The sequence below is a fragment of the Collinsella aerofaciens genome, from assembly GCF_025289055.1.
In the GTDB taxonomy this organism is placed as follows: Bacteria; Actinomycetota; Coriobacteriia; order Coriobacteriales; family Coriobacteriaceae; genus Collinsella.
The window spans coordinates 1-22,624 of record NZ_JAESIQ010000022.1 but is presented as its reverse complement, the minus strand read 5'-3'; the positions used below and the strand labels follow the sequence as shown (position 1 = coordinate 22,624).

Here is a 22,624-nt window from a genome sequence, read left to right as displayed (position 1 = left end):
ACCCAAATGATCCCTAGGGGATGAAGGAAAACGGATCACATAGATAGACCAGCGCTACGATGATTCGTTTCCTTCGTCCCCTAGGGATCAAAAAACGGGCCGCCCCATAAGAGACGACCCGTTGGAAGGGGTGAATTCCAGGCATGCTTACACGCGCAGGTAGCGGCGCATGGCGATGGCAGAACCAAAGAGACCGATAATCACGCCGACCAGAATCAGCGCAGCATAGGTCACCAGGTAGTACTGCATCGGCAGGGCAAACGACATCCAGCCGATGCTCTCCTGCAGACGCGGAATCATCAAATTGCGCAGCAGCTCCAGAACGCCGATGGAAAGCAGCGAGCCCAAAATGGCCTGCAGCACGCCCTCGGTGATAAACGGGCCACGAATGAAGCCGTTGCTGGCGCCGACCAGACGCATAATCGCAATCTCACGACGACGCGCCGTGATGGACAGGCGAATCGTGTTGTTGATGAAGATGAATGCGATAAAGGTCAGAAGACCAACGAGCACCACGGCGGCGATGCGGATGTAGTTGGTCACCTGGAACAGGCGGCTCACTTCCTCCTGGCCGTACAGCACGCTCGCGTTGACGTCGCCGTCATCCGCGATCTTCTGGAAATCGGCATCCTTCTTGAGCTTCTTTGCCGTGCTCTCGACCTTGGACGGATCGTCCATCTCAATAGCGAAGGAAGCCGGCAGCGGGTTCTGGCCATCGAGCGCGCTCATGGTGGCGTCGGCGTTGCCCGACATCTTGCTCGTATACTCGGCCAGCGCGTCGTCCTTGTCCTTATAGGTCACGGACTTGACGTTATTCCACGTCTTAAGCTCGGCCTCAAAAGCCTGAACATCGGCCTGATCGGCGTCATCACTAATGAACGCGTTGATGACAACCTGATCCTCGACGGTGCCGATCACGGAGTTCAGCATCGCAGAGCCCATGATGAACAGGCCGATGATAAACAGCGAAAGGAAGATCGTGATGACGGCGCCGAGCGAGGTAGTCCAGTTACGGAAGAAGTGGCTGATTGCCTCTTTGAAGGAGTAGCCCACGTTAGTTGGTGCCATAGTTGCCGTAACCTCCCCTCTCCTGGTCGCGGATGACGTGGCCGCCCTCGAGGGCGATCACGCGACGGTGCATGCTATCGACCATCTCGCGGTCGTGCGTGGCGACGATCACGGTGGTGCCGGTGCGGTTAATACGCTCAAGCAGCTTCATGATGCCCAGCGAGATCGCCGGGTCGAGGTTGCCCGTGGGCTCGTCGCAGATCAGCAGCGGCGGACGGTTGACCATAGCACGGGCGACGGCAACGCGCTGCTGCTCGCCACCGGAAAGCTGGTCGGGCAGCGAGTCCATCTGATCGGCCAGACCGACCAGGCGCAGCACCTCGGGCACCTGGCTGCGAATGACGCCCTTGGGCTTGCCGATGCACTGCAGGGCAAACGCCACGTTTTCGTAGGCGGTCTTTTGCGGCAGAAGCTTAAAGTCCTGGAACACGGCGCCAATCTGGCGGCGCAGGAACGGAACCTTGCGGTTCTTGATCTTCATGAGGTCCTGACCGGCAACCAGGATGCGGCCGCTCGTCGGCTTGACGTCGCGGTTGAGCGTCGACAGCAGCGTGGTCTTACCCGAGCCGGAGTGACCGACCAGGAAGACGAACTCGCCCGGATAGATCTCGATGTTGATGTCGTCGAGTGCAGGCTTGTTGGGCTGTGCCGGATAGATCTTGGTGACATGCTCCATAAGGATGACGGGCTCGACACCGGCCTGCTTGGCCATCTTCTTGCGGCTGGCCTGCGGATCGATGGGCGCAAACACCGACGTAAAATCGGGGTTGTTGAGCGCGTTATCGAGGCTTGCGACCTCGGCTGCCTGATCGCTCTCGACCACCGGGGCAGCAGGCTGCGTGGGGTCGGGAATAGCGGCAAAGAGACCGGACTGCGCAGGCTGAGGAGCCGGCGTCGCAGGGGCCAAGGGGTCGGGAATGCCGGCCATGGTAGGCTGCGGCGTGGCGGCACCAGCCTGAGGCTGCTCCACGCGAGCGGTCACGGCCTGAACGGGCTCAAAACCCGCCGTGCCGGAAAGCGCGACATCGCTGGTTGGATTGTAGGCAAAGGGATCGGATGCCGGCTGTGCCTGATCTGCCGGCTGAGCGGGGGCCTGAGCAACAGGCTGGCCCTCTGAATCCGGAGTGACGAAACGACTGCCCTGGACGCCTGCCTGCGTCTTGGGGGCATCATCGCCCGCACCGGAGGTACGGAAGTGGTTACCCACTGGTGCTCCTTATCGTCGTGCGTTTAAACTACATGAGCGCTTTGTATTTTAGCAGCATTAGCTTTGCTGCACATAAGAAGCATGGCGTGGTTAGGGATCCCGTCGGCCGGACACAGGGTTACTCTCCAAATCGTCCTCGGACATGTCGGAGCCCCCGCTGCGCGCTTCGCGCGGCGGGGGCTCCTCCGTCCTGCGGAAAGATTTGGAGAGTAACCCTGTGCCCGGCCTGCGATAACTAAGGGGTCGCCGCGTTTATCTTGAGGTGCTGCATATACAAAGCTGGAAGGGTCTGAATTGCGCTTTGTCGATATATGCCCTTTTTCCTGATGGGACCGTGCTTGAGGGGCGTCTTCATGAGTTGCGGTGAAATAGGGACTGTTTTACCAGTTAAAAGGTCTAATCAGTCCCTATTTCACCGCAACTGAAACAGGGGCGCTCTCCAAGAGAGCGCCCCTGCCGGGTTTCCATAGTTCTGGCGAAGCAGTCCTTGAGATCCGCCTTGCCTTATGCCAAGAACTCCTTGGTGGTCGCCACGATGTTGGCGGCGTCCAGGCCATACTTGTGCAAGAGCTCGGCACCCGGGCCGGACTCGCCAAAGGTGTCGTTGACGCCGATCTTCTTGAGGGGCGTCGGGCACTGCTCGCACAGGACGTCGGCAACGGCGCTGCCCAGGCCACCGATTACAGAATGCTCCTCGACGGTCACGACGTGGCCGGTCTTGGTGGCGCTCTTGACGATCAGGTCGGCATCGATGGGCTTGATGGTGTGCATGTTGATGACCTCGGCGTCGATGCCCTCGGCAGCGAGCTGCTCGGCGGCCTCGAGAGCCTCGCCGACCATCAGGCCGCAGGCGATGATGGTGACGTCGGCGCCCTCGCGCATGACAATGCCCTTACCCAACTCGAAGTTGTAGGTCTCGGGGTCGTTGATAACCGGCGAGGCCAAACGAGCGAAGCGCATGTACACCGGACCGTCGCACTCGTAGGCGGCGCGCGTCACGGCGCGGGCCTCGACGTCGTCGGCAGGAACGATCACAGTCATGCCGGGGATGACGCGCATGAGGGCGATATCCTCGCAGCACTGGTGCGTGGCACCATCCTCGCCCACCGAGATACCGGCGTGCGTGGCACCAATCTTAACGTTGAGGTGCGGGTAGCCGATGGAGTTACGGACCTGCTCAAAAGCGCGGCCGGCTGCGAACATGGCAAAGGTGCTCGCGAAGGCAACGCGGCCGGTGGTCGCGATACCGGCGGCGACGCCCATCAGGTTGCTCTCGGCGATACCCACGTCGAAGAAGCGGTCGGGGCAGGCGGCCTTGAACTTGCCGGTCTGCGTGGCGGCGGCCAGGTCGGCGTCGAGGACCACAAAGTCATCGTGCTCGTTGGCGAGCTCGACGAGGGCCTCGCCGTAGCTTACGCGCGTGGCGATTTTTTTGACGTCTGCCATCCTAGAGCTCCTCTCCGGCGGCCGTGAGCTCTGCCATGGCCTGCTCAAACTGTTCATCGTTGGGGGCCTTGCCGTGCCAACCAACCTGGTTCTCCATAAAGGAAACGCCCTTGCCCTTCATGGTCTCGGCGATGATAGCGGTCGGCTGACCCTTGGTGGCGCGGGCCTCGGCAAAGGCGGCGCGGATCTGATCGAAATCGTTGCCGTCGGCAAGCTCCACCACGTGGAACTTAAAGGCGCGGAACTTGTCGGCGAGCGGCATGGGGTCGTTGACCTCCTCGACGGGGCCGTCGATCTGCAGGCCGTTGTGGTCGACGATCACGCAGAGGTTATCGAGCTGCTGGTTGCCGGCAAACATGGCTGCCTCCCAGACCTGGCCCTCCTCGCTCTCGCCATCACCCAGCAGGGCGTACGTGCGGTAAGTATCGCCCCAGTGCTTGGCGGCAACCGCCATGCCCACGGCGGCGGAGATGCCCTGGCCGAGCGAGCCGGTGGACATATCGACGCCCGGGGTGTCGTTCATGTTGGGATGACCTTGCAGGTGGCTGCCGATATGGCGCAGCGTCTCGAGATCCTCCTTGGGGAAGAACCCACGCTCGGCGAGCACGGCGTACAGGCCCGGAGCGCAATGGCCCTTGGAGAGCACAAAGCGATCGCGGTCGGCCTTGCGGGGATCGGCCGGGTCGACGTTCATTTCCTCAAAGTACAGATAGGTCATGATGTCGGCAGCGCCGAGCGAACCGCCCGGATGGCCGGACTTGGCAGCGTGCACGCCGGTGACGATGCCCTTCCTTACCTCGTTGGCAACCTTTTTGAGCTCTTCGTCGCTCATTGTGCCTTCCTTTCATCCTCATTAGACAAAATGCGCACGGCACGGAAAGGTAGTCCCAACACAGCCGCAATGCACGTACGTCATTCATTATGCTGGAAACTGATGGCTTTACCAGAGTTTTTATCATTATTTGAACAATTTAGCAGGCAGAACCGCTGATGAAACGGTTTATCAATGTGAACGTCTTTTGGATGGAACGCGGTCGACCCTACGCGCTAATGTCCTTGAATCCCTCGCCGAAGGCTTCCGTAACGTCAGCGACCGTCACAATGGCGTGAGGATCGCGCTCGCGCACGATCGTCTTGAGGGTATTGAGCTCTCGACGGCTCACGATGACCATAATCACCGGCTTCTCGGCACCCGAATACATGCCAGTCGCCTTAAACTTGGTACAACCACGACCCAGGCCATACATGATATCGGCAGCGATATCAGGGAACTTGTCCGAGATGATGAGTACCATACGGCGTTTGTTGCCACCATCGACCACGGCATCGATCACGTAGCCGCTAATGACCATCGAAAGGCCTGCATATAGTGCGTTTTCGATTGAAAAGACCGGAGCCGATAGCGCGCATACGGCAACATCGATCGCCATGACGGTCGAGCCCACCGGCAGCGAGGTGTTACGCGAGATGATTTGGCCAATCGTGTCCGAGCCGCCGGTGTTGGCGCCGGCGCGCAACACCATGCCGTAACCGATGCCCGTAATAATGCCGCCCCACATGGCAGGGAGCATCAGGTCCGCATCCGCCAGAGGTGCTACAAACGGGGCGAACAGATCGGTAAAGAAGCCCAGCAGCACAAAGCCCGTCGCGGTCTGCACCACGTAGAACATGCCACCCTCGCGCATAACGACCAACAACAGCAAGGCGTTCATCACGATGGTCTGGATACCGACGGGAAGCGACACGCCTCGCGCCGCGCCGACAGCCTGGATAATAGTCGCAAGGCCCGTAACGCCACCGGCGGCAAGACCGTTGGGAATCAAAAACAAGTCGGTCGCGATGGCGGCCAAGGCACACCCCAACATGATCTGGGGCAGGTCGTGAAAGAAGTTCATCGAAAGAATGCGCTTGATGTCCAGACGATATGCCATGCTGCCTCCCTCAAAAAAGCGCACCCAAACGGATGCGCTTTGAACTTCTTGCTGTATTCGATTCTACCGATTCGCCGAACAAAAACCACCCCTGCGCAGGGTTTGTTCTGGATACAAACCCGTCCAACCGTTAGGCTTGGCATCGGCTTGAAGCCGCCCGATGTTTTAGACCTCCGAGCCTTCTGCATCGGCGTTGCCGGTCGCCCAGCGATGGTAGCCAATAACAAACGGGTCCAGGTCGCCATCGTCAAGAACTGCCTCGACATTGCTGGTCTCCACGCCCGTGCGTAGGTCCTTAACCATCTGATACGGGTAGAGCACGTAGCTGCGAATCTGGTTGCCAAAGCCGATCGTGGTCTTGGGTCCACGAATCTCATCCAGGGCCTCGGCGCGCTTCTCGAGCTCAATCTCGTACAGGCGAGCCTTGAGGATCTGCATGCACGCGGCCTTGTTCTGGATCTGGCTGCGCTCGTTTTGGCAGGTGACCACAATGCCGCTGGGGAAATGCGTCACGCGCACGGCGGAGTCGGTGGTGTTGACGCCCTGACCGCCCGGGCCGCTCGCGTGGTACACGTCCACGCGGATGTCATCAGGACTGATCTCGATGTCGATATCATCGGGTAGCACGGGGATGACCTCGACGCCGGCAAACGTGGTCTGGCGGCGCTTCTTGTCGTCGGTGGGGCTAATGCGAACCAAGCGGTGGACGCCGGCCTCGGCGCGCAGCATGCCAAATGCGTCCTTGCCCTCGACGGTAAAGGTCGCGCGGTCGATGCCGATGACCTCGGCCGCGGGACAGTCGTTGATGGTGACCTTCCAGCCGCGACGCTGGCAGTACTTCATGTACATCTTAAAGAGCATGAAGGTCCAGTCCTGGGCCTCCAGACCACCCTGTCCGGGCTTGATGGTCACGATGGCATCGCCGTGATCGAACTCACCGGTAAACCAGCTCGAAAGCTCAAGCTCATCGATGGCACGGGCCAGGCGCTCAGCCGTGGCTGCAGCCTCCTCGCGAAGGGCGGCGGCGTCGGGGTCATCCCCCATCTCCTCGGCAAGCTCCAGCGCGGCGCGGGCATCGGAAAGCTCGCCGCGCGCGGTGTCCACGGCAGCGATATCTTCCTTGGTGCGCGCGATCTCCTCCATGGTGGCACGGGCGGCGTCGGCGTCATCCCAAAAGCCAGGGGCAACACTTTTGGCCTCGAGCTCGAACACGCGGGTACGCTTCTCGTCCAGGTGGAGATACGACTCGACCTCACCGAGCCGGTCCGCGAACGCGTCCAGCTCGGCGGGCGTTACCTCTAAAGCCTCAGCCATTAACGATTCCTGCCGTGGCAGTACTTAAACTTCTTGCCGCTACCGCAGGGGCACGGGTCGTTGCGGCCCACGTTGACGTACGGATCGTCGCTCTCGGACTTGCGATAGGTGGTCACCTTGCCACCGTTGTTGACGGCAGCCGGACCACCCTGGACAGCCGTGCGGGCCTGCACCTGCGCCTGCTTGCGCAGCACCGAGTCGCCGTTGTCACCATCGACCTCGGCAGGACCGGAGAAGCGCGCACCCTCGAGCGCGGGCTCCTCCTTGTGCTCCACGGCACGCGGGGCAGCCTTGATCTCGATGCGCAGAACCGTGCGCAGGTAATCCTCATACATGGTATCGACGAGTATCTGGAACGCGCCGTAGGCCTCGGTCTTGTACTCAACCAGCGGGTCGCGCTGGCCAAAGCCGCGCAGGCCGATGCCGGTCTTGAGGTAGTCCATCTCCTGCAGGTAGTTCATCCAGCGGGTATCGATGACGCGCAGCATGACCTGGGTGTTGAGCTCGCGCATCAGGTCCTCACCCAAGCGCTCGGCCTTCATGTTGTAGCACTTCTCCACGTAAGCCAGGACATCGGCAGCCAGGGCCTCATAATCCTCGTCAGGGAACTTCGGCGTATCGATGTGGCCGGTGAGCTCCACAACCCACTTGCGCAGGCCCTCCAGGTCGCGCTCGCCATCGTGGCTGTCCTTGGTGCAGAACTCCTGCACGCAGCGGTACACGGTGTCGTGCATGACCTCGGTGATGTGGTCGGTCAGGTCCTTGCCGTCCAGAATCTTATTGCGCTCGGCGTAGATGACCTGGCGCTGCTTGTTCATGACGTCGTCGTACTCAAGGACGCTCTTACGCATGGAGAAGTTGATGCTCTCGACCTTGTGCTGGGCGCTCTCGACGGCCTTGGAGATGATCTTGTGCTGGATGGGCATGTCGTCGCCCATGTCGGCCGTGACCATCATCTTGGAGACGCGGTCCATCTTGTCGCCGCCGAACAGGCGCATGAGGTCGTCCTCGAGCGACAGGTAGAACTGGGTCTCTCCCGGATCGCCCTGACGGCCGGAGCGGCCGCGCAGCTGGTTGTCGATACGACGGGACTCGTGGCGCTCGGTTCCGATAACGGTCAGGCCGCCGGCGGCAAGCACGCGCTCGCGCTCGGCCTTGCAGGTCTCCTTGGCCTCGGCGTTAAACTGCTCGAGCTGCTCGGGCGTCACGTCCTCCATGGTCAGGCCCTCGTACTCAAGGCGCTCGCGCACCAGCTCGTCGGGGTTGCCGCCCAGCAGGATGTCGGTACCACGACCGGCCATGTTAGTAGCGATGGTCACGGCGCCGTAGCGTCCGGCCTGGGCAACGATGTGGGCCTCGCGCTCGTGATGCTTGGCGTTGAGAACCTCGTGCGCGATGCCGCGCTTGGTAAGGGCGGCGGACAGCTTCTCGGAGCTTTCGATGGAGACGGTGCCCACCAGGACCGGCTGTCCCTTGGCGTGACGTCGCTCGACGTCGTCGGCAACGGCGTTGTACTTGGCCTGGATGGTACGATATACCAGGTCCTCGTGGTCCACGCGCTGCACGGGCTTGTTGGAGGGGATGACCTCGACGGGCAGCTTGTAGATCTCGCGGAACTCGGCATCCTCGGTAAGTGCCGTGCCGGTCATACCGGAAAGCTTGTCATACAGACGGAAGTAGTTCTGCAGGGTGATGGTGGCCAGGGTCTGGTTCTCCTCGCGTACGAGCACGCCCTCTTTGGCCTCGATGGCCTGGTGCAGGCCCTCAGAATAGCGGCGGCCCTCCATGATGCGGCCGGTGAACTCGTCGACGATCTTGACCTCGCCGTTGGTGACCACGTACTGCTTGTCGCGATGGAACATGTACTGGGCCTTCAGCGCCTGCTGCAGGTGGTTGACCAGCTGGCCCGAAAGGTCGGCATAGATGTCCTCGATACCCAGGCGGCGCTCGATCTTCTTAAGGCCGCGCTCGGTGGCGGCAATGGTGTGCTTGGCCTCGTCCATGACATAGTCGCCCGTGGGCTCCACGTCCTCGGTGGCGGTGAGCATGTCGTGCGACACGTCCTCGCCGCGCTCAAGGCCGCGCACGGCACGCGCGAAGTCCTTGTAGGTGCTGGCGGACTTGGTGCCGGCACCCGAGATGATGAGCGGCGTTCTGGCCTCATCGATCAGGATGGAGTCGACCTCGTCGACGATGGCGTAATGGTGGCCGCGCTGCACGCGCTGCTCGGGACGGGTGACCATGTTGTCGCGCAGGTAGTCGAAACCGAACTCGGAGTTGGTGCCGTAAGTGACGTCTGCCTGGTAGGCCGGGCGCTTGAGCTCGAGCGGCATGTTGTTCTGGAGCAGACCGACGGTCATGCCCAGGTACTTGTAGATGCGGCCCATCCACTCGGAGTCGCGCTTTGCCAGGTAATCGTTGACGGTAACGACATGCACGCCCTTGCCGGCGATAGCGTTGAGGTAGCCGGCCAAGGTGGAGACGAGCGTCTTGCCCTCGCCGGTCTTCATCTCGGCAATATGACCCTCATGAAGCGCCATGGCGCCGATGAGCTGTACGTCAAAGTGGCGCATGCCCGTGATGCGCTTGGAAGCCTCGCGCACGGTGGCAAAGACCTCGGGAAGCATGTCGTCGAGCGACTCGCCGTTGGCGTAACGCTCGCGGAACTTATCGGTCTGGGCGCGGAGTTCCTCCTCGGTCATCTTCTCAAACTGGGGCTCAAGACCGTTGATCTGGTCGACGATCTTGTAGTAGCGCTTAAGGTCCTTATCGGATCCAAAGGACAGCAGCTTTGACATGAATCCCATGTGGTTTTCCTTTTTGGCCATCGCCCACGCCGTGCAGCTGCGGGCGAGTTAAACACAGATGATTGTACTTTAGCCAAACAAGGCGCGGCCTATACGGTCGACCTCGACCGCCACGTAATAACTACGACCCGACCGACCTGCCAAAAAGGGACTGGTTTATTTTGGCAGGTTTTATCTGGGAAAACGCCGTCACTCTGCCATTTGGTGCAAACCAACCCGTCCCCTTCGCACCAATCTGGTGCAATGGGAACGGGTTAGCCTGCACCAATAAAAAGAAAAGGGCCGCGCACCCAAACGGATGCACGGCCCTTTTGCCATGAATGCGAGCGATTCCTCGGCGAGCTATTTACTCAGCAGCCTCGGTGGTCTCGGCCTCGGCAGCGGCCTCCTCGACGGGAGCCTCTGCGGGAGCCTCGGCGGCCTGCTTGGCAGCCTCCTCGGCAAACTTAGCAGCACGCTTAGCCTTCTCGGCAGCCTTAGCCTCAGCGGCGGCCTTGCGAGCGGCCTCGGCCTCAGCAGCCTTGGCAGCCTTGGCAGCCTTGGCCTCCTCAGCCTTCTTGAGCTGGGCGGCAGCGGCGCCACCGAACTTGTCGGCGAAGCGCTGGACGCGTCCACCGGTGTCGACGAACTTCTGCTGGCCGGTGTAGAACGGGTGGCACTCGTTGCAAAGCTCGACCTTCATCTCAGACACGGTAGCGTGCGTCTTGAAGGTGTTGCCGCAGGAGCACGTCACCGTGCACTCGACATACTGGGGATGGATACCCTGCTTCATGGTAGGACTCCTTATTGGTCAGGCGCTGGTTACCGATCAGCGCATAAGGCGTCTTGGTTTCCGACCAAGACAACAAACTTGGCTATGATACCACGGCGCCGCGCGTCCCACAAAAGGTTCACGGTCTTTGTGCAGGGCGGCGTGACCAACCGCAGCGAGCACGCACCCCGACGAGCCTTCACCCATGTTGCAGACGTGTAACGCCGCAGTAAGCACACCCCTTTTGGCGCCAGACAGGTACAATGATGAACACTGTACCGTAGCGGAGCGCCCGCGCGCGCCGCAACCACGCGAAAGGGTTTCCCATGGCCGAGATCTCGTCCTCCCGTATCGTCATCACCGTCCTTGGCAAGAACCGCCCCGGTATCGTCGCCGGCGTCACCCGTGTTCTAGGCGAGGCCAACGTCGACATCCGCGACATCACGCAGTCCATTATCGAGGACATCTTCACCATGACCATGCTGGCCGACACCGCCGAGTCCAAGCTCGACTTCGCCGAGCTGCAGAAGGCGCTGGCCGAGGCCGGCGAGCTTTCGGGCGTCAACGTGTCCATCCAGCGCGAGGACGTCTTCAACTTTATGTACCGCCTGTAGCGAACGAGCCGCTCGGGGCAGCTTGACGTCATATCGTCCAAGCGCGCCCCCAAAGCGGACCGGAGAGGAGCGCACATGGCCTACGACGCCAAGAAAATCTACTACCGCTTCGACGATCACCTGAGCCGCCTGGTTCTGGATTACGAGGCGAGCCGTCAGATTTCGCCCGAAAGCGAAAACCTCTACCACGGCCTGCCGACCGCCCCGTACGACGAGGACCTGTTCGTAGAGCACAACGTCAAGCGCGGTCTGCGCAATGCCGATGGCTCGGGCGTGGTCGCGGGCCTTACCCGCATCTCGGACGTGCACGGCTACAACAAGGTCGACGGCAAAGTCGTGCCCGATCAGGGCAAGCTCACGCTTCGTGGCTACAGCATCGAGGATCTGGTCAACAACGCCCAGGCCGAGAACCGCTACGGCTACGAAGAGGTCGCCTATCTGCTCATCACGGGCTCGCTGCCCACCAAAGAGGAACTCGACGGTTTTTGCGGACGCCTGGGTGCTTTTAGGCACCTGAGCGACGAATACGTCCGCGAGTTCCCCATGACCACGGTGTCGTCGAGCATCATGAATGTGCTTCAGCGCGCCGTGCTGCTGCTCTACGCCTTCGACGCCGAGCCCGACGCCATTACACCCGAGCACGAAATCGACGTCGCCATCTCCATGCTCGCCCGTCTCCCCCGCATCGCCGCCTTCGCGCATATGGCCTCGGTCGCCAAGCGCCGCGGCTCCGAGGTTCATGTACCGCACCCCACACCCGGCCTCTCAACCGCCGAAACCATCCTGCAGGTGCTACGCGGCGGCATGGCGTTCACCCGCGATGAGGCGATGCTGCTCGACGTGATGCTCATGCTGCATGCCGAGCACGGCGGCGGCAACAACTCCACGTTCGCCTGCCGCGTGCTGTCCTCATCGGCCACCGACCCGTATTCCGCCTACGCCGCGGCTATCGGCTCGCTCAAGGGCCCGCGCCACGGCGGCGCCAATGCCAAGGTCGTGTCTATGCACGAGGATATCCGTGCGCACGTCTCCAATTGGGAAGACGAGGACGAGGTCGCAGCCTACCTGGGCAAGATCCTCGACAAGCAGGCCTTCGACGGCACGGGCCTCATCTACGGCATGGGCCACGCCGTCTATACGCTCAGCGACCCGCGCGCCGAGGTCTGCCGCCGTTACGCGCGCACGCTTGCCGCCAAGAAGGACTTGGGCGAAGAGTTCGCACTCATCGAGCGTATCGAGCGTCTGGCCCCGCAGGTGATGCGCGATCACGGCATGACCAAGCCCATCTGCGCCAACATCGACCTGTACACGGGCTTTATCTACAAGATGCTCGGCGTACCCGAGACGCTCTTTACGCCGCTGTTCGCCGTCGCCCGCATGGCCGGCTGGTCGGCGCACCGCATGGAAGAGCTCTTCTGCGCGCACCGCATTATTCGCCCCGCGTATCGCCCGGTTATCGAGCCGCTGGAGTACAAGCCGCTCGCCGATCGCTAGGACGCGGACCGTTATAGAACCCGAGCGTGGCCAGGGCATCATCGCCCTCGGCCACGCTTTTTATGCCAGCAGAAAGGGCTGCATCAAATGATTGTGTTTTCCGATATGGACGGAACGCTGTTGACGAGCGATAAGCAGATGAGCGATGCCACCTGGGCGATGCTCGACGAGCTCGCTCGACGCGGGATTGAATTTGTGCCCTGCACGGGACGTCCGCTGTCGGGCATCTTTGAGCCCATCCTCGCCCATACCGCCGTGCACTATGCCGTTTGCGCCAATGGCGCCAGCGTCTGGCAGCTCGACGACGATGTGCCCACCGACGCCTCGCGCGCCACGTGCATCTTGAGCCGTCCGCTCGATTGCGGCATTGCCCATCGCATCCATCGCATCGCCGCCGGCCACGATGTGACCTTCGATATCTTCGCGGATGGGCAGTGCTTCCTCCCCCGCTCGCTCTACACGCGCCTGGACGAATTCTGCGGCGGCGACCCCCACATCGCGGCTTCGCTCAAGCGCACACGAACACCGATCGACATGGATATCGACAGCAAGATCGACGAGGTCGAGACGCTCGAGCGCATCGCCATGTACTGGCACAACCCGGCTGATCGCGACGCCATCGCGGCGGAACTCGACACGCTCGGAGGCATTGAAGTCACGCGTTCGTACGCCATGAATATCGAGGTCATGGGCGAGGGCGCCACCAAGGGAACGGCCCTCACGTGGCTCTGCGAGCACCTGGGCGAGCGTCTCGCCGACGCTTGGGCGTTCGGCGACAACATCAACGACATCCCCATGCTGCAGGCAGCGGGCCACGGCATGGCCATGATCAACGCCGAGCCCGAGGACCGCGAGGCCGCCGACGCCATCACCGAATACGACAACGACCACGACGGCGTCGCCCGCACCATCATGGCCGCTCTCGCCTAGCAGCAGCAACCCGGCAGGGTAGCTAAAACAGTCATTGGGGACGTTCTTGAATGACTAGTCGTTGGGGACACTCTTCGCAAAAAGCTGCAAGGATTGTCCCCCACTGTCGGCAGAAAAGGAACGTCCCCATCTGCCGGATTAGGAGAGACTCTCCAGCACGCGACGGAGCTCCTGCTGGACGGCGTGGTCGCGGTTACAACCCACCACGCGATCGGCCACCGCCTTGAGCGCGGGGCGCGCATTTTCCATCGCGCAGCCCGTGCCGACAAAGCGAATGATCTCGTAGTCGTTCATCGAGTCGCCAAACGCCATGACCTCGTCGCGTTCGACGCCATAGTGCTCCATGAGCTGCTCGATTCCCGAGGCTTTCGACACACCGGGCTGCATGGCATCGATCCATGCGTTTCCAGAAGGCGCAAAGGTAAAGAGCTGGCCAAGCTCGCGCTGCAGTACGTAGGCACTGTCCATAACGGCACAGTCATCGCAAAAGATACTCGCCTTGATGATATTTACGCTGGGATCGGGCAGCTCCCAAATGCGCTCGGCATTGGGAAGGTCCTTATCGACCTCACGCACGAACTTGCACTCGTCATCGAGCAGGAAGGACTTGGTTCGGTCAAAGAGCGCAAGATGCAGATTGGGAAACGTCCTGACGGCTTGGGCGAGCCTTCGAATCGCCAGGTGGGAATACACCTCACGGTCCACCATCTTACCGTCGGCGTAGACTTGGGCGCCGTTAGCGGCGACAAAGTCCATCTTGTCGCGAACGGGCGCAAAGAACTCGCACAGGCGATCGTAGCGACGACCGGACGATGCAGCGAAATGCACGCCATGCTCGTGTAGCGCCAGAATCAGTTCGTAGGTCTCGGGAGGCACCTGGCCGTTTTCGTCAAGCAGTGTGCCGTCCATATCGGATGCAATCAGTTTAAACATAGAAAAGCTCCCTTCGGGCTTGTTGGAATCAAACGCGTATCCGATTCCAACGTACCCAAAGGGAGCTCAAATAAGACTCCGCGGGCGTAAACGTTACAAGGACCTGGCAAATAGCTCACACATGCCAGAGGTCCTACGGTCGCGGCGTCAGGCAGCGCGCCAAAGAGTGTCCCCGATGACTAGTCGTTTAAGAACGTCCCCGATGACTAGTCGGCGTAGGTGAAGGTTGTGACGTCGAACATGCCCTCGGGGCGGATGCGGAGCGTCGGGATGACCGGCAGGGGCAGGAAGATGATGCCCATGATGGGGTCGAGCGGCGGCTCAATACCCATGGCGCGCGCCTTGACCATAAAGTCGTCGTGCTGCGCAGCAACGTCCTCGGCCGTGCCTTCGCTCATAAGGCCACCGAGCGCCAGCGGAATACGCGCCACGACCTTGCCGTTGCGCACCAGCACGTGGCCGCCCTGGCCCACGGCCTCGACGGCAGCCATCATATCAGCCGCGCTGTCGCCCACCACGCACACGTTGTGCGAGTCGTGGCCGATCGTCGAGGCGATGGCACCGCCCGTGATGGTAAAGCCGCGCACCCAGCCGCGACCGATATGCTTGCCGACCAGGCCCAGGCCAGCGGGGCCGTCGCCATCGGCGCCCTCGGCCTGCAGCGACACGCCGCGGCCGTGGCGCTCGATCAGCATAATGCGGCGCAGGCCCTCGGCACTCTCGGGGCGAGCCATACCCGTGATGGCCTTGCCCGGCACCACGTCGATCACGGCCTCGCCCGGCTTAAAGGCATAGTCGAACACGTCGAGCGAAAGCTTCGGCAGCTTAACGGAGGCGCGCAGCTCATCGGCAAGGGCCGCAACCTCGGCCATCTCGGGTGCGATCTCGCCCACAAAGGTGCCGTCCTGCGCCACCAGGGCACCGGCGGCATATACACGATGCGGAGCCGTGGCAAACGTCAGGTCATTGAGCACCAGCAGGTCGGCACGCTTGCCCGGGGCAATCGCACCGCGGAGCTCGTGCGGGTCGCGGCAGCCGTGATCCAGGCCAAACGCCTCGGCCGTGGAGAGGGACGCCATAGAGATAGCGACCACGGGGTCGATACCGGCCTCAATCGCCACGCGGCAGGCATTGTCGATCATGCCGGTTGCAAGCGCATCGGAAGGAGCGCGGTCGTCAGTCGCAAAGCAGCAGCGGCGGGCGCGCGCGGGATTCTCCAGCAGCATCGGCGACAGGTTGGCCAGATCATGGCTGCACGTACCCTCGCGCAGCATCACGTACATGCCGCGAGACAGCTTGTCGAGCGCCTCCTCGGGAATCGTCGACTCGTGGTCGGCAATAATACCCGCCGCGGCATAGGCATTGAGGTCCTTGCCGGCAACGAGCGGCGCATGGCCGTCGACCTGCTTGGACGGCGTCTGGTTGGCAGCATCGATGCGAGCGCAGGTCTCGGGATCGGCCATAAAGACGCCCGGCAGGTTCATCATCTCGCCCAGGCCAAAAACGTCGCCCGGATGCTCGGCAAAAAACGCCTGCATGTCAGCAGCGGTAATCACAGCGCCCGCTTGCTCATCGGGCAGCGCGGGCACGCATGAGGGCATCATGTACTTGATGGAAATGGGCGCGCGGCGACCGTCCTCGATCATAAAGCGCAGGCCGTCGAGCCCCGCCACGTTGGCGATCTCGTGGCTGTCGGCAATGGCGGTGGTGGTACCGCGCGTCGCCGCCATGCGCGCATACTCGGCGGGACGGATGTTCGAGGACTCAATGTGCAGATGTCCGTCGATAAAGCCGGGGGCGAGATAGCGGCCCTGGCAGTCAATGACCTCGGCAGCCTCGTAGGTGCCGGCGGCATCGTCGCGACCATCGTAGAGCACGCCGACGATCACACCGTCCTTGACGGCAACGCTGCCGGGCGCCACACGCTGGCCATACACGTCGACAATCTGCGCATTGATAAACAGCGTGTCGACGGGCACGCGGCCCTCGGCGGCCTCGATCACAGACCTCATGACCTCAACGGACATACATACTCCTTTAACCGTAGAAAAAAGCTGCGGAGCGGACAGACCTTCACCGCAGCAAACCAATAGCCATTGTATGCCCAAACGATGGGTCAACAATACGCCTCTCCGCTTAACGGCACACGCCACTTGGTGCAATGGGGACTGCCGCTGAGCACCAATGACTACTCGACGACTACTAACTGCCGTCCCGACAACAAAAACGCCGATGTTTTGGCATCGCCAGCGAGCGGGTCGCATTTGAGACAAGGTGACGTGAAACGAAAGGGCGCTGACCTTCTGGTCGCGCCCTTGAAGTTGAACGTCAGATTGTCCAAATGCGGCCCGCGCAGCGTCGGCCGGTCCGCCGTTCGGTAGAACGGCGGAACTAAATCAACTTGAAGCCCTTGCGCTTGCCCACGGAGAGGGTGTCGCCCAGCTTGAGGGCGCTGGGATCGATGTTATAGCTCTTGGGAGCCACGGCCTTGCCGTTGATTTTGACGCCGCCGCCGTCGATATCGCGACGAGCCTGGCCGGCGCTCGCCGAAAGACCCAGGTCCTTGAGCAAGCCGGCGAGGTAGATCTGGCCCTCGTCGTTGACGGTCAGCTCAACGTGCTTCTCGGGGAAGTCGGCGAGCTGGCCCTCCTTGAACACGCGGTCGAACTCGGCCTGAGCCTCGTCGCCGGCGCCGGCGCCGTGGTAGGTGTCGCACAGGTCGCGGCCCAGAGCGCGCTTGAGCTCGTAGGGGTCGGCAGAACCATCGGCCAGGGCGGCGTCGATCTTGTCGACCTCGGCCGGGGTGAGCGAGCTGGCCAGACGATAGTACTTGCCGATCATCTCGTCGGGGATGGACATGGTCTTGCCGAACATATCCTTGGGAGCGTCGGTCAGGCCGATGTAGTTGCCATAGGACTTGGACATCTTGCGCACGCCGTCGGTGCCCTCGAGCAGCGGCATGGTGAGCGCGATCTGCGGCTCCATACCCATCTTCTCCATGAGCTCGCGGCCGGCGAGCAGGTTGAAGAGCTGGTCGGTGCCGCCCATCTCGACGTCGGCCTTAATCTGAACGGAGTCGAAGGCCTGCATCACGGGGTACAGGAACTCGTGCAGGGCGATCGGCGTCTGAGACTGGTAGCGCTTGGTAAAGTCGTCGCGCTCAAGAATGCGGGCAACGGTGAACTTGGAGCACACCTGCAGCAGGCCGGCCAGATCCATCGAAAGGATCCAATCGCCGTTGTGCACGATGGTGGTCTTCTCGGGGTCCAGGATCTTCATGGCCTGGCTCACGTAGGTCTCGGCGTTGGCCTCGATCTGCTCCTGCGAAAGCTGCGGACGCGTGGAGTTCTTGCCCGAGGGATCGCCGATCAGCGCGGTGCCGTTGCCGATGATGAGGGTGACGTTGTGGCCCAGGTCCTGGAACTGGCGCATCTTGCGCAGCGGCACGGCATGGCCCAGGTGCAGGTCGGGGCTGGTGGGGTCGACGCCGAGCTTGATGTTGAGGGGCTCGCCCTTCTCAAGCTTCTTGCGAAGGTCGGCCTCGGGAACGATCTGCGCGGCGCCCGAGGTGATGATACGCATTTGCTCGTCAACAGACAGCATTGGGTATCCTCCTTTTGCTATAGCACCCTCACCGGATACGGCGGTGCTGGAAGTCCATAAACTCTCATATGATAACAAACTGACGCGACGCGGCACCTACGACAGGAAAATCCTCGTCCTGCCGCACGCGTCAACGGCGACCGGCAGACGTGTACCGTCACGCTCGACCAGATAGCGTACCTGCCGACGGCGCAAGCAGTCGCGGCAACGGACCTGTCCCGTCGCATCGGTAGCGCAGACGCCCTCGGCGGTCAGCAGGCAGTGCTCGCACACCATAAGCTCGGGACGGTCGGCGTCGACCGGACCCCAGACGCCGGGTTCAGCAGCCAGTTCGGCAATACGCTCCACATCATTGCCGAGCAACTCGGCCGGCAAGTACACCCGCCCCGCACCGAGTCCGCGCAGCCAGGTAAGCGTGGCCCGATTCGCGCAGAACACCGGCGCCGCCACGTCAAACGTCACGCCCAGCTCGCGAGCAATCACCACCTGTCCCAGGTTGCGGCAGACGACGCGCCCGGCACGCTGCATCAGCGAGCGGGTCCGGTCAGCGTCACCCGTGCGGCACACCTCGTCAAGCACCACAACGGTGTCGGACAAATCGAGTTCTCTGCGCGGGTCGGTATCCATCAGCTGCCAAGCAAAAACCATGCGAGCGGGAACCGCGCACTCCACCAACTCCGGCGACGCACCGCTATCCACCGCAACGTCCTCAAAGGGCAGCACCTCAACGGAACGTGCAACGGGCGCAATCGCATCCGCCTCGGCCCGCATGCGCTCCAACACCGCCGCCGTCTGATCCAACACGCCGGCGCTACGAATCAGGTATACCTCGCAGCCCGCGTCCACCTTACGCTTGCAATGCACGACGACGCGCTTCCCCGCTGCGGCATCCACCGGGCAGGGCACCTGCGGCCAGCGCTTGGGCACATCGGGACGCGCGTCGACACCCGGATAGAACCGAATCTCGAGCGTGTCACCCGCCGCCACGGCGGCATCGAGCTCAACGGTCACCTCTTCGTGGCCCACAGCGACCAAGCGCCCCACGCGCACGCCCTGGTTAATTGCACGCTCAAAGCTCATCAGCTCGGCACCCGAACGCCCTCGCAGGTACGCATCGGTAAACCCACGGTTAAACGACCTTCCCAGCTCGCGCTCAAGCTCTTCCACGGCACCGGGGTCCCACGCGCCGTCGCGCAGCATATCGAGCGCCCGGCGCCAAACCCGCACCACGTTGAATACGTAATCGGGGTTCTTCATGCGTCCCTCGATCTTGAGCGACGCAACGCCAGCATCTACAAGCTCGGGCAGATGCGCAATACCCAGATAGTCATGCGGACACAGCAGACGATCCCCCTCAACGGCGACAACGCTCTGCCCCGCCTCGTCCACTAGGTCGTACGCCAGACGGCACGGCTGCGTGCAGTCGCCGCGCATCGCCGATCGTCCACGCCGCAGGGCCGAGAACTCGCACGCCCCCGAATAGCCGATGCAAATCGCACCGTGGCAGAATACCTCGATGGGCACGCCCGTGGCACATAGCGCCGCAATCTCGTCGACCGTCAGCTCGCGTGCCGTCGTCACGCGCTCGACCCCCAGCTCATCGGCGGCAAGCCGCACGGCACCCTCGCTATGAGCGCCCGCCTGCGTGGACAGGTGAATCTCGACCCCGGGAATCGCCGCGCGCAGCGCGCAGGCCAACCCGGCATCGGCGACAATCAGAGCATCGGCGCCCAGCTCCAGTGCATGAGCTCCCAACGCCACCGCGTCGGACAACTCATCGTCAAACACGAACACGTTGAGCGTTACGTACACACGCACGCCATGGGCATGCGCCACGGCGCAGCCGCGCGCAAACTCGTTATCCGTAAAGCCATGGGCGCTCACACGGGCGTTAAAGCCGCCCAACCCCGCATAGATGGCATCGGCGCCCGCGGCGATGGCCGCAAGCATCTGGTCGAGCCCGCCCGCCGGCGCCAGCAGCTCGGGCAGCGCCGCACCGGCAGCATCCAATCCAGTCTCGTATTGTCCGCTCGGCCCCATCGTCCGAATCGCCATCGACAAACTCCTTACCAAGGTATGCATTCACTCTGAAAAATGCCGTCTTCCAGCATACACGAGGCCTCGCGCGCCCCGTTTGGTTTATCGTGTAATAACTTATGTCCATCCTGCCCCGACGGCACATCCACCGTCTGGCACGACATACCTGGAGGTCAATATATGGGTCCTCGCCAACGACAGGGACACAGCCGTTCAAAGACGCACGCCCTGCCCATAATCCTGCTCTCGTTTTTGGGCTTTCTGCTGATTGCGGGCGTGGCGTTTGGCATCGGCATGGTCGGTAACGTCAACCGCTGGCTGTCCGATCTGCCCGACTACACCGACGCCAACGCGTATCTGGTGAGCGAGCCCACCGAGATCGTCGACTGCAACGGCAACAAGATCGCGAGCTTCTACACGCAAAACCGCAAGTCCATCACCAAGGACGAGGTCTCCCCCTACGTGCTGCAGGGCACCGTTGACGTCGAGGACGAGCGCTTCTACGAGCACGGCGGTATCGACCTGTGGGGTATCGCGCGTGCTGCGGTGGCAACCCTCGGCGGCGGGCACGAAGGCGCCTCGACGATCACCCAGCAGCTTGTGCGCAACACCATCCTGCAGGAGGAGCAATTCGACTCGACCATTGAGCGTAAGGTGCGCGAGGCCTACATCGCCATCAAAATGGAGGACATGTACTCCAAAGACGAGATCCTCATGATGTACCTCAACACCATCTATTACGGCCACGGCGCCTACGGCATCGAGGCCGCAGCCGAGACCTATCTGTCCAAGAGCGCCGCCGACCTCACCCTGAGCGAGGCCGCGCTGTTGATCGGCCTTCCCAACTCGCCCTCGCAGTACGACCCCACGGTCAACCCCGACCTGGCGCTGTCCCGTCGCAACAAGGTCCTCGACAACATGTTGCGCCTGGGCCACATCACCCAGGAGGAGCACGATGCCGCACAGGCCGAGCCCATCACCCTCAACGTGACCGAAATCTCGGGCAGCGGCGTCGACGTTTACTCGCAGCCCTACTTTGTCTCCTACGTCAAGCAGCTGCTGGAGCAGGAGTTCTCGACCGACGTGCTCTTTAAGGGCGGCCTGACCGTCAAGACCACCATCGACCCCACGATGCAGCAGGTGGCAGAGAATGCCGTCCGCGAGCAGCTCGACACGCTCTCGCTTGACGGCCTGGACATGGGCATGGTCGTCGTCGACCCCAAGACCGGCTACATCAAGTGCATGGTGGGCGGCTACGACTACAACGCTGACGAGAACCACGTAAACCATGCCACGGCCAAGCGTCCCGTCGGCTCCACCTTTAAGGCCTTTACGCTGGCAACTGCCATCCAAAACGGCATGAACCCCAACGTCACCCTCAACTGCAACTCGCCGCTCAAGGCCAAGGGCACCACGACCGAGGTCCAAAATTACGCCAACCAGAGCTATGGCAACATCACGCTTAAGCAGGCGACGGCATACTCCTCCAACACCGGCTACATCCAGGTGGCGGAAGCCGTCGGCAACAGCAAGATCATCTCGCTCGTCAAAAAGCTCGGCATCGACCCCGCCAAGGACAACATCGAGGACGTTCCCGTCATGACCCTCGGCACCGGCTCGATCTCGCCGCTCGAGATGGCCGCCGCCTACGCGACGTTTGCCAACGGCGGCTACTATCGCCAGCCGATCGCCATCACCGAGATTGACTCTCGTACCGGTTCGGTGCTGTACCAGCACACCGACAATCCCTCACAGGTGCTTACCGAGGGCGAGGCCGCCGCGGTCACCGATGTTCTGTCCGGCGTCATGAAGGGCAGCGGTACGGGTGCTGCCGGCGCCCTGAGTGTCAACCAGCCCTATGCCGGCAAGACGGGCACCACCGACAACACCACCAACCTGTGGTTCTGCGGCTATACCCCGCAGCTGGCGTGCGCCCTGTGGACCGGCTATTCCGCGGGCGAGATCCCCATCCAAAAGTACGGCACGGACCTGCTGGGCGACAGCACCAACCTGCCTGTCTTTAAGCGGTTTATGAACACCGTTCTGACCGGTACCGAGCGCGAGGAGTTTGCGACCGGAACGGCGCCCACCTACAAGAACAACAGCGTCTGGAAGTTCTACGGCACCAACAACACCAAGAAGTCGGAGAACGACGGCAAGGACAAGGACGAAGAGGAAGAGGAAGAGGAAGAGGAAGAGGAAACCACCACAACGACTACCACGACGACCACGACCACCGACACCACGGGCGGCGACACCACCGGCGGCACCGGTACGACCGGTGGCTCGACGGGCGGCTCCACTGGTGGTTCGACCGGTGGCGATGGCGGCACGCCTACGCCTACGCCCACTCCCGACCCCTCGCCCACGCCTGACGATACTGTTGGCTAGAAATTCATCCGGCCATTAGCAACAACGCCCCCGAGCAGCTTATTGAACTGCCTCCCATTTCTTGGACATGAGAAATGGGAGGCTTTTTATGCGTGTCG

At 62.0% G+C, this 22,624-nt stretch carries 16 protein-coding genes; 4 read left to right on the top strand and 12 right to left on the bottom strand.

All coding sequences use genetic code 11. The annotated features are described in order from the left end of the window. Positions 1–147: 147 nt before the first annotated feature. The 8 genes from ftsX to rpmE all read right to left on the bottom strand — a co-directional run bounded on the left by ftsX (position 148) and on the right by rpmE (position 10,545). Positions 148–1,068, bottom strand: a complete 921-nt coding sequence (gene ftsX, locus JMJ97_RS07465; protein WP_117769462.1) for a permease-like cell division protein FtsX — start codon at positions 1,066–1,068, stop codon at positions 148–150. Further along, positions 1,055–2,275, bottom strand: coding sequence for a cell division ATP-binding protein FtsE (gene ftsE, locus JMJ97_RS07460; RefSeq protein ID WP_260699753.1), 1,221 nt, complete (start codon positions 2,273–2,275; stop codon positions 1,055–1,057). Before ftsE ends, ftsX begins: the two co-directional genes overlap by 14 nt. 504 nt (positions 2,276–2,779) lie before the next feature. Beyond that, positions 2,780–3,721 (bottom strand): transketolase family protein, encoded by a 942-nt coding sequence (locus JMJ97_RS07455; protein ID WP_117769460.1) that lies wholly within the window; start codon positions 3,719–3,721, stop codon positions 2,780–2,782. A 1-nt stretch (position 3,722) separates the two neighbouring features. After that, positions 3,723–4,553, bottom strand: coding sequence for a transketolase (locus JMJ97_RS07450; RefSeq protein WP_006235308.1), 831 nt, complete (start codon positions 4,551–4,553; stop codon positions 3,723–3,725). A 208-nt stretch (positions 4,554–4,761) separates the two neighbouring features. Continuing rightward, positions 4,762–5,652, bottom strand: a complete 891-nt coding sequence (locus JMJ97_RS07445) for a YitT family protein (RefSeq protein ID WP_006235307.1) — start codon at positions 5,650–5,652, stop codon at positions 4,762–4,764. A 165-nt stretch (positions 5,653–5,817) separates the two neighbouring features. Continuing rightward, positions 5,818–6,966, bottom strand: a complete 1,149-nt coding sequence (gene prfB, locus JMJ97_RS07440) for a peptide chain release factor 2 (protein ID WP_195521201.1) — start codon at positions 6,964–6,966, stop codon at positions 5,818–5,820. Beyond that, the gene (gene secA, locus JMJ97_RS07435) at positions 6,966–9,773 is read right to left on the bottom strand and encodes a preprotein translocase subunit SecA (protein WP_260699752.1); all 2,808 of its coding nucleotides are present in this window, start codon (positions 9,771–9,773) and stop codon (positions 6,966–6,968) included. The genes prfB and secA overlap by 1 nt, the downstream gene beginning before the upstream one ends. A gap of 346 nt (positions 9,774–10,119) precedes the next feature. Next, positions 10,120–10,545, bottom strand: coding sequence for a 50S ribosomal protein L31 (gene rpmE, locus JMJ97_RS07430; RefSeq protein WP_006235303.1), 426 nt, complete (start codon positions 10,543–10,545; stop codon positions 10,120–10,122). A gap of 305 nt (positions 10,546–10,850) precedes the next feature. Between rpmE and JMJ97_RS07425 the strand changes: the two genes are divergently transcribed. From JMJ97_RS07425 to JMJ97_RS07415, 3 genes are all read left to right on the top strand, one after another. Then, complete coding sequence (locus tag JMJ97_RS07425) at positions 10,851–11,138, top strand: ACT domain-containing protein (protein ID WP_006235289.1); 288 nt, start codon at positions 10,851–10,853, stop codon at positions 11,136–11,138. Positions 11,139–11,213: 75 nt separating this feature from the next. Further along, positions 11,214–12,632, top strand: a complete 1,419-nt coding sequence (locus tag JMJ97_RS07420; RefSeq protein WP_161159999.1) for a citrate synthase — start codon at positions 11,214–11,216, stop codon at positions 12,630–12,632. 87 nt (positions 12,633–12,719) lie between these two features. Continuing rightward, positions 12,720–13,562: a Cof-type HAD-IIB family hydrolase gene (locus tag JMJ97_RS07415; RefSeq protein WP_195920061.1), complete on the top strand. Its 843-nt coding sequence runs from the start codon at positions 12,720–12,722 to the stop codon at positions 13,560–13,562. Between the two features lie 138 nt (positions 13,563–13,700). Here JMJ97_RS07415 and JMJ97_RS07410 read toward each other — a convergent pair whose 3' ends face one another. The 4 genes from JMJ97_RS07410 to JMJ97_RS07395 form a co-directional block, all read right to left on the bottom strand. Next, the gene (locus JMJ97_RS07410) at positions 13,701–14,495 is read right to left on the bottom strand and encodes an HAD family hydrolase (protein WP_260699748.1); all 795 of its coding nucleotides are present in this window, start codon (positions 14,493–14,495) and stop codon (positions 13,701–13,703) included. Positions 14,496–14,701: 206 nt separating this feature from the next. Next, positions 14,702–16,522 carry an adenine deaminase gene (locus tag JMJ97_RS07405; protein ID WP_260699747.1) on the bottom strand — a complete coding sequence of 607 codons (1,821 nt, stop codon included), beginning with the start codon at positions 16,520–16,522 and terminating at the stop codon, positions 14,702–14,704. A gap of 364 nt (positions 16,523–16,886) precedes the next feature. Then, the gene (gene tyrS / locus JMJ97_RS07400) at positions 16,887–18,098 is read right to left on the bottom strand and encodes a tyrosine--tRNA ligase (protein ID WP_006235283.1); all 1,212 of its coding nucleotides are present in this window, start codon (positions 18,096–18,098) and stop codon (positions 16,887–16,889) included. A gap of 96 nt (positions 18,099–18,194) precedes the next feature. Beyond that, positions 18,195–20,153 carry a U32 family peptidase gene (locus tag JMJ97_RS07395; RefSeq protein ID WP_260699746.1) on the bottom strand — a complete coding sequence of 653 codons (1,959 nt, stop codon included), beginning with the start codon at positions 20,151–20,153 and terminating at the stop codon, positions 18,195–18,197. Between the two features lie 162 nt (positions 20,154–20,315). Here JMJ97_RS07395 and JMJ97_RS07390 point away from each other — a divergent pair, with 162 nt between their 5' ends. Then, a complete protein-coding gene (locus JMJ97_RS07390) occupies positions 20,316–22,526 on the top strand; it encodes a transglycosylase domain-containing protein (protein ID WP_260699745.1) in 2,211 nt (736 codons plus the stop codon). Positions 22,527–22,624 lie beyond the last annotated feature (98 nt).